Annotated in this window: 11 protein-coding genes and 4 pseudogenes; 10 read left to right on the forward strand and 5 right to left on the reverse strand. The window is 59.8% G+C overall.

All coding sequences use genetic code 11. The features are described from left to right. Positions 1-30: 30 nt before the first annotated feature. Positions 31-441, reverse strand: a complete 411-nt coding sequence (locus AYM40_RS07505; RefSeq protein ID WP_236720917.1) for a hypothetical protein — start codon at positions 439-441, stop codon at positions 31-33. Between the two features lie 56 nt (positions 442-497). Between AYM40_RS07505 and AYM40_RS43650 the strand changes: the two genes are divergently transcribed. Next, on the forward strand, positions 498-590 hold the full coding sequence (locus AYM40_RS43650) for a transposase domain-containing protein (protein ID WP_082855156.1): 93 nt from the start codon (positions 498-500) through the stop codon (positions 588-590). Positions 591-711: 121 nt separating this feature from the next. Here the strand turns inward: AYM40_RS43650 and AYM40_RS07510 are convergent. Next, a pseudogene (locus AYM40_RS07510) lies at positions 712-1,500 on the reverse strand (IS701 family transposase); the annotation flags it as partial. Positions 1,501-2,417: 917 nt separating this feature from the next. Here AYM40_RS07510 and AYM40_RS07515 point away from each other — a divergent pair. The 6 genes and pseudogenes from AYM40_RS07515 to AYM40_RS07540 all read left to right on the forward strand — a co-directional run bounded on the left by AYM40_RS07515 (position 2,418) and on the right by AYM40_RS07540 (position 7,076). Next, entirely contained in the window at positions 2,418-2,672 is a 255-nt protein-coding gene (locus AYM40_RS07515; RefSeq protein ID WP_063495664.1) for a hypothetical protein, read from the forward strand. A 704-nt stretch (positions 2,673-3,376) separates the two neighbouring features. After that, on the forward strand, positions 3,377-3,700 hold the full coding sequence (locus AYM40_RS43440) for a hypothetical protein (protein WP_063495665.1): 324 nt from the start codon (positions 3,377-3,379) through the stop codon (positions 3,698-3,700). A 170-nt stretch (positions 3,701-3,870) separates the two neighbouring features. After that, positions 3,871-4,509: pseudogene (locus AYM40_RS42285) on the forward strand (IS607 family transposase). 216 nt (positions 4,510-4,725) lie between these two features. Continuing rightward, a complete protein-coding gene (locus AYM40_RS38205; protein ID WP_236720919.1) occupies positions 4,726-5,148 on the forward strand; it encodes a hypothetical protein in 423 nt (140 codons plus the stop codon). Between the two features lie 296 nt (positions 5,149-5,444). Further along, positions 5,445-6,464: an IS110 family transposase gene (locus AYM40_RS07535; protein WP_063495667.1), complete on the forward strand. Its 1,020-nt coding sequence runs from the start codon at positions 5,445-5,447 to the stop codon at positions 6,462-6,464. 342 nt (positions 6,465-6,806) lie between these two features. After that, positions 6,807-7,076: a DUF1488 family protein gene (locus AYM40_RS07540; RefSeq protein WP_063495668.1), complete on the forward strand. Its 270-nt coding sequence runs from the start codon at positions 6,807-6,809 to the stop codon at positions 7,074-7,076. Between the two features lie 193 nt (positions 7,077-7,269). On the opposite strand, the gene AYM40_RS07545 is transcribed toward AYM40_RS07540, so the two are convergent. After that, a complete protein-coding gene (locus AYM40_RS07545) occupies positions 7,270-8,541 on the reverse strand; it encodes a hypothetical protein (RefSeq protein WP_063495669.1) in 1,272 nt (423 codons plus the stop codon). A gap of 378 nt (positions 8,542-8,919) precedes the next feature. Beyond that, positions 8,920-9,111 (reverse strand): annotated as a pseudogene (locus AYM40_RS42100) (tyrosine-type recombinase/integrase); the annotation flags it as partial. 762 nt (positions 9,112-9,873) lie between these two features. Here AYM40_RS42100 and AYM40_RS07550 point away from each other — a divergent pair. The 3 genes from AYM40_RS07550 to AYM40_RS07560 are packed head-to-tail and all read left to right on the forward strand — an operon-like array spanning position 9,874 to position 12,439. After that, the gene (locus tag AYM40_RS07550; RefSeq protein WP_236720920.1) at positions 9,874-10,503 is read left to right on the forward strand and encodes a site-specific integrase; all 630 of its coding nucleotides are present in this window, start codon (positions 9,874-9,876) and stop codon (positions 10,501-10,503) included. Continuing rightward, positions 10,500-11,444: a tyrosine-type recombinase/integrase gene (locus tag AYM40_RS07555; protein WP_063495670.1), complete on the forward strand. Its 945-nt coding sequence runs from the start codon at positions 10,500-10,502 to the stop codon at positions 11,442-11,444. The genes AYM40_RS07550 and AYM40_RS07555 overlap by 4 nt, the downstream gene beginning before the upstream one ends. Beyond that, positions 11,441-12,439, forward strand: coding sequence for a site-specific integrase (locus tag AYM40_RS07560; RefSeq protein WP_063495671.1), 999 nt, complete (start codon positions 11,441-11,443; stop codon positions 12,437-12,439). Before AYM40_RS07555 ends, AYM40_RS07560 begins: the two co-directional genes overlap by 4 nt. A 113-nt stretch (positions 12,440-12,552) precedes the next feature. Here AYM40_RS07560 and AYM40_RS07565 read toward each other — a convergent pair. Then, positions 12,553-14,184 (reverse strand): annotated as a pseudogene (locus AYM40_RS07565) (phage integrase family protein); the annotation flags it as partial. Between the last annotated feature and the right edge of the window lie 1,454 nt (positions 14,185-15,638).

Here is a 15,638-nt window from a genome sequence, read left to right on the forward strand (position 1 = left end):
AGCGGAACCCGTCTACATAGTTCCCCGTGGCTAGATGTCGACGATTTTTTGCAGTAAGGCGTAGGAAACACGCCAGTGACCATCGGTGTCATTGACGGCAATCGAGGCGGTCTTCACATTCATCCGAACGATGATGCCGACGCGCTCGCTCAGGTGCTTGTCGGTGAAGCCGACTGTGTCGCCGATGAAGAACTCTTCGCGCTGCGTTCTCGGCGGCGGTGTTGGTTCGACGTGCGGCTGAGCACTCGAAGTTTCCGGGATGATCGCCGCATAGAGCACGCCCCAACGGCGTCGAGTTGCGCTGTCCTGAATCACCGCCTGTGTCTGCCGAAGTTCAACGATCGTGCCTTGTGCCGGCGGCCCGAGCGGGTTTTCGCCAATGTAGTTGACGGCCATCCCCAGATGCACGTTGACGTATTTCGATAATACGTCTCGGGTCATCAAGCATCTTGCCGATAGCAAGATAGAGACGATACAACTCGGCGCTAGGCAACGGTATAGAGCCCTACGCGTGGCTCGAACGAACGCTCGAGCAATTGCCGTCGTATCCCGTCAATCGCGTGCACGAGCTCTTGCCGCTCGCCCGTTAGAACACCTCTACACCACGGACATTCTCGATTCCCTTCGGCAGGCGCGAGCCATCGCTGCGATGAATGGTGTAGGCGCTGCGTGAGCCGTAGTCCGAGCAGGATGCGCAACGTCGTGATGGAATCAGGAACGTGGCGTTGTGCGCGCTGGGCTGCCGCGTGCGATGTAATCCCCGGGAAGCGCAGGCAGCGCGCGTTCAATGAAGTTTTTTTTATCGCCGCTGCCTGATCCCATCCTGAGTCTCTGGGCCATCAGAAACCCATATGCGGCAATACTCAGTGTGGCGTGGTGGTGAAAGCCACGCCAGCCGCGACCTTCGTAGTGACCCAGTCCGAACTCCTGCTTCAGATCCTGATAGTCGCGCTCGATACGCCAGCGCATCTTGGTTACCAATACAAGCTGTTCAAGTGTCGCCTCCCCGGGAGCGGTACTGAGAAAGTACTTGAGCGGCTCTTTATCTCCCTCGGGCCATTCGATGATTAGCCACTCTTCAGCGCGCTGGGTACTGCGCCAATAATCCTGATGTGCGGGACGAACCCACACGGCGGCAAAGCGCGAGGAGAGTGCCGCGTTGCTGCCTTCTCGCCAGGTTACGGTCTGCCAGGCGTTCGCGGGCAATTGCATGGCCAGCGCCTTGACCGCTTGCGGTTCGTGGCCAGGCGCGCGACGCAGCAGTGTAGGTGGGTTGCCACGCCCATTCCACGGCTTGGGCGGTAGCGGCGCCGTACCCGGTGCCCATACTGAGGTGCCCGGACGGATCCCCACGGCGTATAACAAACCCAGCTCGCTTATCCCTTCCCGAAAGGCCGTTTCATCACCATATCCCGCATCGGCCAGCACGATACCCGGCACAATCCCGGATGCAATCGCTTCGCGCAGTTGGCCCAACGCAATCTGTGATTTGGCTGCGAAGGCCGGCGCGGCGGTCAGCGTGTCCTAACTCCTATGTCAAATGGTTGAGATAGGCTTCAAATTCATCGATCTCTTCTATCATTGCGATCACCCGTAGTCTCTATTAATTCATACTACCAGGTATCGTCTTTTATTGACACAGTGAGACGAGGGTTGCCTTCGCATGCTATTGCGGTTTTACCTAATAGTTGCGGATAGAGTCATGCCGGTGATGTCACGATGCTATCGCAGGGGAATTTCGGCGTTAGTATCTAAGCGTTCGATTCGCTTCTCAGAGTTGGTGGAAGGTTGGTGGACCGACTGCGCTCAGCGTAGGTCGCCTGTATGTCGCTATGTTTTGCTTCTTACATTGGAGAGCGGACGCTCTCAATCTGCACGGCTGGTAATCGACAATCGTTTTGAGGAGCGTGAGGTTTGAGGTTTGCATCCGATCATGGGCGGGATCGTCTCTGCGCGTCAAATTGGGAATTTCAACACGCCGAGCGTCGCGGCCGGAGTAATACGTGTGCGGCTCTTCTCACCGGTCTCTCGGCGCGACACACATATATAGCATTCTGACCGGCACTGTTGGTAGATGAATTGCCCGGCACTCGGAACCAACCGATTGAGGATATCTTGAACCTCGCAGCCTATTTCCCCGTCTCTCCTCATTGTGGGCATCAGAGTTCAAAATCGGGACGATCAACGTCCCGTCACATTCTCAACGCTGACGTTACACAGGTAGCAAAAATCGGCACCCTGGAAACGAGTTGTGCAGACGTTCCCTGGCTGGCCAAATCCTCAGTTATCGAGGAGTGAAGATAGTAGCGGGGTGTCGACCATGCGCGGCCGGCGGCACGGTTGCGGCATGGAAGTCCCGACCAACGAGGATCTCGCGATGGCGCAGCACACGCTCGAACAGCTTGAGGTGTAAAGACATGAAACTGTGGATCAGCAATCTGCCGCCGAACAAGAGCGACGAAGACGTCCGTGCGTTTGTGCGGAAATCTACGCAGGTCGAAATCGACGCAATAACCCGCATTGACGGCGATGGGTCACGCCCACGCGTACTGATTGAAATCGGCGGAGCCACTCAGTTGATGCTACAAGCCATGCAACGGCGCTTGCACGAGATGTATTGGGATCAGCATGAGATCAGCGTGCACATCATGTCCTTCTCGGACCAGGGCTAGGCCCTGAACGAAACACAGCCTTTGTGCAACGTTGCTGCGAAGTCCGGCTTGCCGTCCCTTGACGGGGCGAATTGGACGGTATTCTTAAAGGGAAAAGACGATGCTAATCTTGAAGATCGCGCTGGCGGCGACGCTGACCGTGGTCGGTCCGCCTTTGCTCGCAACCGCGTGCTTGTGGGGCATTGAGGCGACTCGGCGCGTGGCGAAGACCGTTATGCAAATCGTTCGACAAACGTCGCGTTCCGCAAAGCGCCTGCCTTAGCCGGGCCAGCGGAAGCTTTGCCGCATACTCAGCAACGCAACGGTTTGCTCACTGAAGACTGCACAACTCCCATAATGTTCCGTCAGTCCGGCCCACCGGACTGGAACCCGCTAAGACGGCAATCATGGACAACCGGGACGATATCCGGCTTTCTGTTGAATCGGCGAACCTGGGCTGGCGTTCGACAGAAGCTTATCCCGATCAAATGCGCATACTTAGAGTAATTTATTAACAGCTTCGGAGCGTTTCTCATGCCAAACTGACGTCGGTCGCATGAAACTCGTGAGGAAATCACGTTTCCAGTAGCTTCGTGATCGCCGCGTCCGCAACGACCGCCCGGCGTTTCGACTAAGGCGGCGAGGAGTTCTACGACCAGATTTCGGCGCTTATCAAATCTGCCCGCGGCTTCGACCCAGATGCGGCCCTGTACTGGATGGCTCGGATGATTGACGGAGTCGTCGACGTTCGCATAGTGTTGGCAAGCGAGGAGGTAGGTAACGCGGACCCAAGAGCGCTGCTGGTCGCGGAGAACGCGGCTGAGGCCTATGAGCGGTTTGGCTCACCCGTAGGCGGATTTGCACTGGTGCAAGCCCTTGTGTACCTCGCGGTCGCGCCGAAGTCGAATGTCGTCAACATGGCACGGCATCAGGTGTTGTCATTCGTGCGCACCGACCGTGCACGCCCGATCGCCGCTGCACCTGCGCAATGCGCCACCGCAGCTCATGAAGGAGCTCGGCTGCAAGAAGGACTGCCGCTACGCGCATGACGAACCGGACGCGTACGCGGCATGACAGAACTACTTTCCGGAAGATATTCCTGAGCAGCGGTGGTGTCAGCCAGTGCCGCAGGGTTTCTAGCTGTACGCGTTGAAGCTGCGCAAATCTAAACATTGCGTTTAAGAACGAGTTCTACACCCGGTATTCTTGGAGATACCGTATGCGACTCTTATCAATTGGCGAAGCGGCAGACCGGCTTGGCGTGGCAGTGGGCACTTTGCGGCGCTGGCGCCGGCCGCGACGACTCGCGCCTGCTGGCCGGACTGTTGACGGACATCGACGTTACCTGCATCACACACTACGTTAGGGTCTGGGTGCCACGCCCAGACCCGTTTGCAAGACCGCCTGCTGCGCCCCCGTCTCTTCGCATGACCAGGCCGAACAACTGAAGACGCTGGCCGCGCGACTGGAAAAGCATTGCGTCGATGCCGGCTTCACGGGCGTCGAAGTCGTGCCCGACCTAGGCAGCGGCCTGAACTATCGCAAGAAGGGACTACTGCGACTATTGCAGGACATCCGTCGTGGGCGCATCGCGCGGCTGGTGCTGGTGACGGAGGATCGGCTGCTGCGCTTTGGCAGTGAGCTGCTGTTTCGCATCTGCGAATTCTTTGACGTTCAGGTCGTTGTCCTCGATGCAGCGCCGGCCGTTTCCCGTGAGCAGCAACTGGCCGAAGACCTGGTCGAAATACTGACGGTCCTCTCGTCGCGTCTGTATGGCTCACGCAGCCGCAAGAATCTGCGGGCGCTGACGCATAGCCGAACGCCTTCGCGAGCGGCGCCTGAGCTGGCAAACCGATGACGTTGCCTTCCAGCCATTGCCGGAACCGCGCAAGTATCGGCATTCGCCACGTCGTCCGTGTTTTGCAGCGGAGCGTCAGGAATACTGCTCGGCGTTTCCGGCTAATGCCGGCCAAAATGACGCGAGTGGTCCAGCTATAATTCTCCCCGTTCTCAAAGCGCTCCTTGCAACTTCGAACCCGTGTCCTCCAGACGAAGTAAGTCCCGCAGTGCCCAAGTGCATAAGCCGCTGACCAAGGCGCTTCTGTTGCCGATGGATCGGGTGTCGGCAAACGAACGGTCCCTCGCCAATCACCTCGCGCTAGTCGCGTTCCGGAGCGGTCACGGCAACGGACACCTGGTCAATGAGCTCATGCGCGTGGTGTATCTGAGCTGGTTTCTGCAGCGTGCCGGATTTGGTACTTGCCCAGCCGAGCAATTCAAGATCGCCGAATGCGCCGTCGAAGCCACTCTGGCGGATGCTCACGAGTCCGGCGACTGGCAGCTTCCGGCCGAGACAATCGTTGACTTCGAAGCGCTGTTGGCCCTTTACGATGCACAACTCGCGAGTGCGCCGCTGCATGAAGTGCTTGCCGCTGAGCAAAAGCTCAGGGCGTTCCTGGCTGGGACATCGAGTTCGCCAATTCATGTGAATACCTGATTCTGGCTGTCCGGCCTTGCAGTGTAAGCGGCTCTAGCGGCGGTCGGATATATGCGGCCCGACGTGAATTTCCTCTGGGTTGGCACTCGACGCTTCTCTTGCGGGTAACGGATACCTGGTGAGGCTGAACCGTTGCGTCATTGATGATTGCGCTGCTTTCAACTTCTGAATGATATGAACGACTCCCGCCCACCGGTGCATCCCGACCGAGCGGTATCCTGATACTCAGCGATAGCCTCGCGATTTGCGAATCGGCGATCATATTGGCCTACTCTATCGAATAGAAGGGATCCGTCATGACACATACGATCGTGGGTGTGGACATCGCAAAGAGCGTAATGCAGATTCACTGGGTGGACCCTGAAACCGGTGAGGTCGTGAACAAGCCTTTGAAGAGAGCTGCGTTTCTCGAATACTTTGCCAATCGCAGCCCCTGCCTCGTTGGCATGGAGTCTTGCGGCGGATCTCAGCATTGGGCGCGACGGCTGATTGAGATGGGCCATGAGGTCAAGCTGATGCCGGCGAAGTTCGTCAAGGCGTTCAACATTCGTAATAAAAACGACGCGGCCGATGCGCGTGCAATCTGGATGGCTACGCAGATGGACAGCAAAGCGGTCGCCGTGAAGACTGAAGCACAACAGGCCGTCCTGGCGCTGCATCGTATGCGTCAGCAACTGGTGAAGTTTCGCACTATGCAGATCAACAACCTGCGGGGTTTGTTGACCGAATATGGTGAAGTGATGGCCGTGGGTCGCGCGGCTTTGGACAAATCGATTGCGGGAATTCTGGAGAGACTTTCGGGACGCCTGCCTGCGATACTGATCGATACATTGCGTGACCAATGGAAAGGTCTTGATAACCTGGATCAGCAGATCGGCCAGATAGAGCGGCGGTTACAGGAGTGGATGAGGGACAATCAGGCTGCCAAAGCAATCGCAGCGATTCCAGGCGTTGGACTGCTTACCGCAACTGCTGCAGTGGCAACGATGGGACATGCCAATGCCTTCAAATCCGGTCGGGAGTTTGCGGCGTGGCTCGGTCTCGTTCCGGGGCAGACCGGCTCCGGCGGCAAGATAGAGCTACAGGGGATAAGTAAGCGAGGCGACACCTACCTCAGGACTTTGCTCGTTCACGGCGCGCGAAGCATAATCTATCGCGTGAAAGAGCCCGGTCCCTGGGTAGACCAGCTGAAACAGCGACGCCCGATGAATGTCGTAATTGTGGCGATGGCCAACAAGCTTGCGCGAATAATCTGGGCGATACTGGCACATCAACGGCCGTACCGGAAGGATTACGAAAGCGTCAGGCCGGGCTGATCTCGCTGGCGTGCCGGGCAGTTTTGTTGCAAGGGATGGAACGTCAAAAGTTGCGGCGGTATTCGAGTGTAATGACAAATCGGGTAGGACCTGGGACTCACCAAGCCTGAAAATCTACCCGAGCCTAACAAGCAAGTCTTCTGAATGAGGCGTGAGTCAGCGGATTTCATAGGGGCCCGCAGCGAAACAGGCTGCAACAAGGCCGAATGTAGAGCTGCAGCCCATCCTGTTCGTCAATACCTCGAGAACCTGGCGCAAAGGGAGTCGTTCATGTAGGTAGATTTATCGCTGCGCAACGCAGTACAAATAGAAAGGCTGCGAATGATATCGTCGAGGTGCGTCATGGAAGTTCCTGATCGCGCGCCCGCCGTCTCGCCGGACGGGCGCGCTGTGGTTTTCAAACTGTCGGCCCGCGGCCGCGACGTCGAAGGCGCGGTTGCGCGTGCCGCACTCGAAGAACACTTCTGGCTACCGCCTGACGCCGACGCGGCACGCACACTCAAGACATTTGAAAACGGTCGCAACCGCATCGTCGCGGTCGCACAAAGAAAGTTACTTGCGCGGCCGGACGAGCCGCTGTGGCTGACCGTCAACGACTTCCTGACCCGGTAACCGATAAACGCAGCAAAAAAGCACGAGCGTGCTGTTGTTGCTAATTTCTTTTATGCAAAATGCGCAATGGTTTTCCGGAGGCCTGTCTTGCAGTGCAGGACGTTCTGTGGCGCAGCAGTCAGGTTACAACAGCGATCGACGGCGCATCGGCACGCGTGGTTCGCCGTATGTGTGTCCGATTGCTCGACCGGATTTATCGCCCGGTGAAAAACAGCGCGTGCTCCGCGCCCGGGTTAAAGCAGCGCGAATTCCTGTCGGTCTCGGGCACCACGAACCATGTCGATGTAATGTCCTGTCGCAACACCGTCAGGACAGCATCGAGCATGTTTTCAGCGGCGTTCGGCGTAAAGCCGTCGGCAGGACGCGGCTCGGGGCTGGCAAGCGGCGACGGGTCTGACGTGCCCGGCGCGGCGTCCAGGTCGGCCAGATGCAGATTCAGCAGCGGCATCGCTTGACCCGTCTGGCGTTGCATCGGGCTGGCCGACGTTGCCTGCAAGCGGTCGAGGCCACCGAGCTCGTCCAGCGTTCGTTCGACGCGTGAAGGCGTGACGCTCTCCAGCTTTCTCTGCAGTGCCGCAACCGGAATGGGATAGACCACCAGGCATGTGCCCTTCGGCCGCACGTAAAGCACAGGCAGCTCAGTGCCGAACCGGGATGCGTGCGCAAACAGTTCATCCAGTGGCAGCAGGACGGCACCACACTCAAGGGCAAAAAACGGCACCAGCGTCGTGTGCAACGCCGTATTGCGAAACACGCGCGTCTCGCAGTGCCAGTGCCGCCTGTCAAAGCGCCTGCCGAATGGACTGACATCATGGCGCGACGCATCCACGACCAGCATGTGGCGGCTGGTGGTCGCATTGCAAAGGCCCGGCGGCAGGGCATCGACCGTTGCGATGAAACCGGTGTGGGGGCGGTGCGCGAACAGCCTGCTGACGGGTGTGATGAAGGGCAACGGCTCGCGTACTTCAATGCGTCGACCGGTCGCCGGCCCGGTCCAGGCAAACGGGTGACCGGGCGGCGCGGACCGCTCCCCGTATGCCATGGCCAGCCGAAGCGCGCGAACGGCGCGCCGGGCTGATTCGTGCCGGCGATGGTGCTTCTCCCGTCGCAGCACGTGCTCAAAATCTTCACGCGTGGGCCGGCCGCATTCGCAGTCGTCGAACGAACACGATATTTCCTCTTCGGCATCCAGATGTACCCGGACGTGACGGCCTTCAGCCCGCGCCCGCAGCCGCTGGACGAAACGCAGGCACTCGAGGAACTCGCCTGACTGGCCATTTGCCTTTACCGCATCGATGAGCGCGGGTTCGCGCTGTTCCAGTATCCAGACCAGCACTTCGGGTTCGATAGCGGACACCCCTTCGTCCAGCGTCGTGTCCAGTTCGCGAAGTAGCTGGATGGCACGGTGCAGCGCGTCGTCGACGTGCGGGCAGGGTGTAGGGGTGGCAGGAGCAGGTTTGCGCATGGGGTCTCCAGGGCGTCGCAATGTGAAAGGGTGGTCCTTTCTATAGCGACGGCTTTTAGACACCAGGCCGGTTTCCGGAGGGACGCTGGAGCCTGTTCCTGCGCGCACGGGCCAGCGGACGCATGAATGTCCCGACGCGGCAGGACAGGCGAGGGCCTCGCTGGCGTCGAGGGTGCTGGCGCGCCGCCAGGGCTTCCCCGTGCACCGGCGGCTTCTGCACGATGCCCCCGGTCAACCGTCGCGCCCATGACGTCCACGACAGGCACGTCCCGACGCCGCGCGAGGCGGCGCTGCCTGATGCTGAGCCTCTGCCGTCTGCGGGGAGGCAGGCTACCGGGGCCTGCAGACAGAGACGAGCGCTTCATGCCTGACCTTTTTTCAGGGTCGCGCTGCGGGACCACGACCGCGCGGGGAACTTCGCCCGAAGGCCGCGCTGACCTGGCGCGCACGCCGGGCATCGTCGCCGTGCAGATAGGTCGACGTCGTGGCAATGGATGCATGGCGCAGGTTGTCGCGCACCGCGACCAGTTCGACGCCATGCTCCAGCGCGTGGGTCGCGTGGGTGTGTCTCCTATGTCTCCGAAGACATAGGAGGCACTATGTGCCGTTCCGGACTATGTCTTGCAACTGAGAGTTGGCCCTGTTTTTCAGCAGTTGCGCGAAGCGAAGTAGAGATAGTCTTGATTCCTTTCACAGCCCCCGGCGTCCGGGAAGGAGTCCATCATGAGATACGTCGTTTGTAACCGGGTCGGTCTTTCGCGCCCTCCTGAAGGTCCGCTTGCATCCTACATTGTTTCATTCGCGAACTCTATGGAGTCCAAAGGATAAAGCGTGCAGTCACTCCGGCATCAGGTGCGCATTGTTGCCGGCTTTAGCCAGTGGCTCGCACGATCAAGAGTGGAATTGCATCGCGTATGCTCCGAACACGCGTCGCAGTATTTGCGATATCGAGCTCGACGTGTGCGGGCTGGCCGGGGGGACAGCGCTGCACTTCGACATCTCCTCGAGTTTCTGCACCACAGTGGCGTCGTTCGTGCTCAACGCACAGCCACGCGCCGCAGGACGGCGGCTGAACTCTATGCCCAGGCGTACGGACAGTACTTACGCGAGGTGCGTGGTCTGGCCGAAACAACGATTGCGTATTACTCGACGTTCGCCACAGATTTCCTGCAAGACTGCTTCGGCGACGGGCGAGTCAATCTGTCACGTCTGCGTGCGAGCGATGTCATTAGATTTGTACAGCGTAAGGCCCAACGTCTGCATTTGAAGCGTGCGAAGCTCATGACCACCGCTTTGCGATCCTTTCTACGCTACGCACGCTATCGTGGCGACATGGTGCCGGATCTTGCCGATTTCGTTCCGGTCGTTGCCAACTGGTCGATGCCGTCAATCCCTCGGGCGATTGCTCCAGATCAGATACGGCAACTGCTGTCCAGTATCGATCGCCGAACCGGAATGGGCCTTCGCGACTACGCGATCCTGCTGCTGCTCGCACGGTTGGGGCTACGCTCTGGGGAAGTAGTGTCGCTTGAACTTACGGATATCGACTGGAGCGCGGCACGTTTGACTGTGCGAGGTAAATGCGGCCTGCGCAACGAGTTACCTTTGCACGCCGACGTCGGCAAGGCGATCGCTGCATATTTGCGGTACGGCCGACCGCATAGTTCCTGCCGCCGGGTATTCTTGCGCACGAAGGCGCCTATCACCGGCTTTCGCGGAGCATGTGGCGTCGGTTCTATTGTTCGGCACGCGCTCCAGCGCGCTGGCATCGACGCCCCAACTACGGGAGCACATCAGTTTCGCCACGGACTGGCTGCCGACATGCTGCGCCATGGCGCATCGCTGAGCGAGATTGGGGAGATCTTAGGGCATCGTGATCCACAGACGACTATGATCTATACAAAGATCGACATCGAGGCACTGCGGACGCTGGCTGTACCGTGGCCGGGAGGTGCGCAATGAACACGCTTCGGCAAGCCGTCCACGACTATTTGAACCTCAGGCGCAGCCTGGGATTCAAGTTGAAGGAACCGGGCCGAGCATTGCTCGACTTCGCCGCCTTCATGGAGCGGCACAATGCTCCCTACATTTCTCAGGCGTTGGCTCTTGCCTGGGCTCAACAACCAGCCGATGTCCAACCTGCGACCTGGGCACGACGACTCGGTGTTGTGCGGGACTTCACGCGATATCGTAGCGCGGCTGACCGGCGCACGCAGATTCCGGCCCCAGGCCTGCTGCCGTTTCAGCCGAAGCGGGCCCACCCATATCTTTACTCTGACGATGAGGTTCGCCGGTTATTGCATGCCGCCCTCGAGATGCAATACCGCTACGAACGAGGTGCATTGCGCCCGAGGGCCTTTTATTGCCTGTTCGGTTTGCTAAGCGTGTCGGGGATGCGTCTTTCCGAGGCGCTCAATCTTGAGCTTCGGGATGTGGATCTGGCCGAAGGCGTATTGACGATCCGCGGTGCCAAGTTTGGCAAAGACAGACTCTTGCCATTGCACGCTTCGACCTGCAAGGTGCTCGCTGATTATATTGTTCGACGCGATCGCCACTGGGCTGGTCGGGATGTCTCGCCCTACCTGTTCGTTTCCAGCGGGGGGAGAAGACTGGACCAGGCAGACGTCCGTCGAACGTTCTATGCCTTGTCACGGGAGATCGGCTTACGCGGGACATCCGACAGTCACGGTCCACGGTTGCATGACATGAGGCACCTGTTTGCGACAAGAACGCTGGTACGCTGGTACCAGTCCGGACAGGATCCCGAGCGCCGTCTGCCGATTCTGTCGGCCTACCTTGGTCATGCTCATGTCGCCGATACACAGTGGTACCTCAGCGCCTCGCCGGAACTCATGCGCGAATCGATGCGCCGACTTGAGCGGTACTGGGAGAACCGGTCATGAACAAATCCGCCAGCTTTGCTCCGCTTCTGGAGCGTTTTTTTATACAACGCCTGATGCAGCAGCGCCAGGCGAGTCCTCACACAATCAGTTCGTATCGGGATACATTCCGTCAGTTTCTGAAGTTCGCGCAACAACGTCTTCACAAGCAGCCCTCACGCATGAGTTTCGAGGAAATCGACGCCCCGTTGATCGTTGCATTTCTGGACGACCTGGAGAAGCGTCAAGGCTTGAGCGTTCGCAGCCGGAATCTGCGTCTAACAGCGATTCACTCCTTCTTTCGTTACGCGGCGCTCGAGACACCACCGCATTCCGCGCAGATCCAGCGGGTACTCGCCATACCCAGCAAGCGTTTTACCCGCACCTTGGTGCACTTCCTGACGCGTCCCGAAGTCGATGCCTTGCTCGCTGCGCCGGATCAGCGCACCTGGTCTGGCCGACGTGATCACGCCTTCATGCTGGTCGCCGTGCAAACAGGCTTGCGCCTCTCCGAGATGACCGGGCTCAAACGCGACGACCTAATTCTCGGAGTTGGCGCACACGTTCGCGTGATCGGCAAAGGGCGCCGAGAACGCTGTACGCCCATCGCCAAATCCACACTCGCTGTATTGAAAGCGTGGCTGCGAGAACCGCAGCGTGGTGACGGTGATTTACTGTTTCCCAGCGCAAGGGGAGAACGCCTCACTGTCCATGGAGTGCAGTATCTGCTAAACAAACATCGCGAAATGGCGTCCAGAGTTTGCCCGTCGTTGCAACAGAAACGGGTCACCGTTCACTGTTTGAGACACACGATGGCTATGGACCTTCTGCAAGCGGGCGTTCGTCGTTCCGTGATTGCGCTGTGGCTCGGACATGAATCGGTGGAAACCACGCAGATCTATGTCGAAGCGACACTCGCAATGAAGGAGGAAGCTCTTGCGAAGACATCTCCGCCCTGCGGCAGGCAAGGGCGCTACCGGCCCGCAGACCAGCTTCTCGACTTCCTGAATAGCTTGTAGGACCGCGAAACTATATCGGGTGATTGGCCGAGCACATTTGCCGCTCAGCCCACACTACCAAGGTGTTCAAGGAGCCCTTCCAGATTACCCGATATAGTCAGGAAGGGCACATAGTGGCGCATCCAGTGGGGACTTGCCCGTTGCAGCTTCGCGGCGAGGACGGGACTATCCTCCTGGAGAAGCGTGGCGGCCTGAACAAAAAAACGCTGCAGCACCTGGCGCAGCCGCGTCGCGGTGATGCCGGCCTGCCGGCTTCCGGGCAGATCACCGCCGCGTCCGAGTGTCGGGATTAACGGGATGTCCGGTCGCCAGCGCCGGCGGCTGACCGGCAACCCGCGCTGGATGAGGTAACGGTCGAGCGCCTCGCGTGCGAGCGGCGGCAGCGCCACCTTGCCGGGCTCCGCGCCCTTGCCGGTCACCTGCAACCATGCATCGTCGCGCGCATCGGTCGCGATGTCGCCGAGCGTCGCGCTCACGAGCTCATGCGCGCGCAGTCCCGTCGCATAGCTGAAATCGAGCAGGAAGCGCAGGCGCTGCGCGGCCGGTGCGCTCCAGCCAGACCACCCGGTTGACCATTCCAGCCCGTCGGCGAGGGCGCGGACGGTCCGCCATTCGGCGTCGGTGAGACTGCGGGCTGCGTCTAACGGACCGTGACTGCTGGCGCCGCGCACCCGGATGCCGGCAAACGGATTGGCCAGCACATAGCACTGCTCGATGAGCCAGCGGAACAGCGCGCGGATGACCGATAGCGCATACGCCGCCGAGCGGGGCGACAGGCCGTGCGCAAACGGGCGCCATCCGGCGGAGCGGCGCGAGCAGGGCGGTCCGGTCCAGCGCCCGCGCGGCGCCGGCCGTCGCAGGAACGCGCGGTAGGCGATTGCATCGTCGGTCGTGAGCGATGACAGCGGCTGCTGCCATTCGACAATCGCCCACAGCATCAGCCGCTCGGCTTCCTTGCGGTACGCGCGCTGCGTGTCGGCCGACTCATGCAGGGCGAGCCACGACTGGATGGCCCCGTAATCATTGGTGGCGCCCAGCAGGCAGGCTTCACGCGGAGCACGGAAGCGGCCGCGTGAGCCGTCAAGGTCTTCCGGCAGGACGAGGTGTTCCCATGGGACGACCAGGGTCTGCTGTTCATCCGGCGCGGGCTGCGTCGCCTCTACCAGCTGCCGCGCGTGAGCAGTAAGGCGCGGGTGCGCAGCAAAGAACGCCTCGATGGTCCGGGCGCCGGTCACACCGAGCCCCGGGATGCTGCGCCACCAGCGCCGCCGCCGCGGCACCCGCAGCGTCAGTTCGGCGAGCGTGCGGATGTGCTGCGCGTGCAGCGCGCGGACGGCGCGCGGCGCCAGCCACCTCGAAATGTCATCGGTCAGTCGCGGCTGCGGGATGGGCGCGGTACGCAGGATGTCGATCGCGTGGACGACCGCAGTCGCGTACCGGGTCCGGCTGGCCGTCTCATGGTCGAACAGCTGCGCAAGGTCGTCGCGCTGCCGGGAACGTGCAAACGTGACCACCGTGCGGCGGATCCGGCCAATCAGGCTGCGGGACGACTGGCCGTCGATGCGGAGGTGGGGGAGGTAGTGCGTGACGGCGGCGCGCGCGGTGAGACCCTCGTACCAGGCGCGCAGCGCAGCGAGTGACGCAAGGTCAGGGAAGGGAGGCGCAGCGGGGTCGGTGACATCGGCCCCGGCCGGGATGCCGGGGGAGGGGCGGCCTCGCCCGGAGCGGGGCGGCGGCGTTTTCATATGGGGAAGTTTAGGTCAGCGATGATGCTCTTGCGATAAAGCTATTTATCGCAATGGCATCATTGCTAGGCGCACCTGGGGCCGCAACTTTTGTTTGAGCTCTGCGTAGTTCGGCTTGCCATGCACCGTTCGTATCGGTGCGACACGCCCGACAGAGTTACCTGTCTAGTCTGACCACTTATTCCGCGCGGCTACTGACGTGCTCCTGCACACGGAGTCTGCTAGTGTGGTACGACGATGAGGGGAATATCCGGAAAACGAAGGTGCGCAAATTTGGGAAGCGATACTCCGACGAGTTTTCGCGGTTAGTGAACGGTGGTCTAAGCTTGTGCGCAGCCGGTCGTCGCCTCGGTATGGGTGAGACAAGCGCTTTGATTAGGGGAAACAAGCTGCTGCATCAGAAGTCGGAGACGGTGTCTCATCAAAAAATGGTCTCCTCATTGCGCCGCGCTTGGAGCGCGTGCGTGCGAAGACAACCGAGCGTTGGCAGGTTGACTCGAGCTTTTAAGGACAGTCCGGCCGTCTTTCTAAAATTGTCGATATATGACGGCGATTGGCTGAAGGCCTTCAATCGACGACATGACGATAAAGGTCGTGGAAAGCGAATCGCTGCAAAGTGGGTTGCCAAAGCGACTGCTTCATTGAAATCAGCGCATGCCAGTCTGCTCGCGCTCGAGATACCAGTTCAGGTTACTTGGACCAAACTGACGGAGGTTGCGGGCCTAGGATTTTCGCGGGGGTGCATGCACCATCCCGAAATTGCAACGCTTCGAGAAGAGCTTTGTGAGCCGGTCGTGAGATTTCGGGACCGGGCCTTTGACATCTGGCTGAGCCGCTTAGCGAGCAATCGTCCCAAAACATCGGCCCAATTCGCAGAGGTGACAGGTCTCAGGACACTTTCGCCTGCCCAAAAGATGCGCCTTGAGGTTTGGCTGAAGAAATCATCTTAGCGCGGGGGCCGTTTTCGCCTCGCTGAAAGCACGCAATACTGCGCCGGAAAAGCCGCCGTAAAATGGTGCGGCGCAGCGTGAGAGCGCATCGCGCCCCATTTTAGAAGGCGGTGCCTTTGCCCGTTTGACGGGCTTGACACCGACTTTACGTGGTTTAAGACGATTGGAAGCGGGCGCTTTGGAAAATTGACACCAACTTTGAACCGCACGGGGATGCAGTTATGAACGTGGAATCACGGGGTGAAGGAAAAACTTAGCACCAACTATGTTGTGTTCCATTATGTGCTATTGGCGCACAACAAAGTCTGCACCAACGGCCTGGGCCGGGTTTGCATGCAACAAAGTCTGCTCCAAACGCCGAAATCGAGTTGCAGTGCACCATCCCGGATAGTCAACAGCTATGAGCCGGGCGGGTAACGCCGATCCGGCATCTCGCCTTCAGTAGCCTTCAAATTAGCGACGGAAGAGGTGCGGGCCAGACTTCTTCTTTATGCGACAGCCGAC

Source organism: Paraburkholderia phytofirmans OLGA172 (assembly GCF_001634365.1).
In the GTDB taxonomy this organism is placed as follows: domain Bacteria; phylum Pseudomonadota; class Gammaproteobacteria; order Burkholderiales; family Burkholderiaceae; genus Paraburkholderia.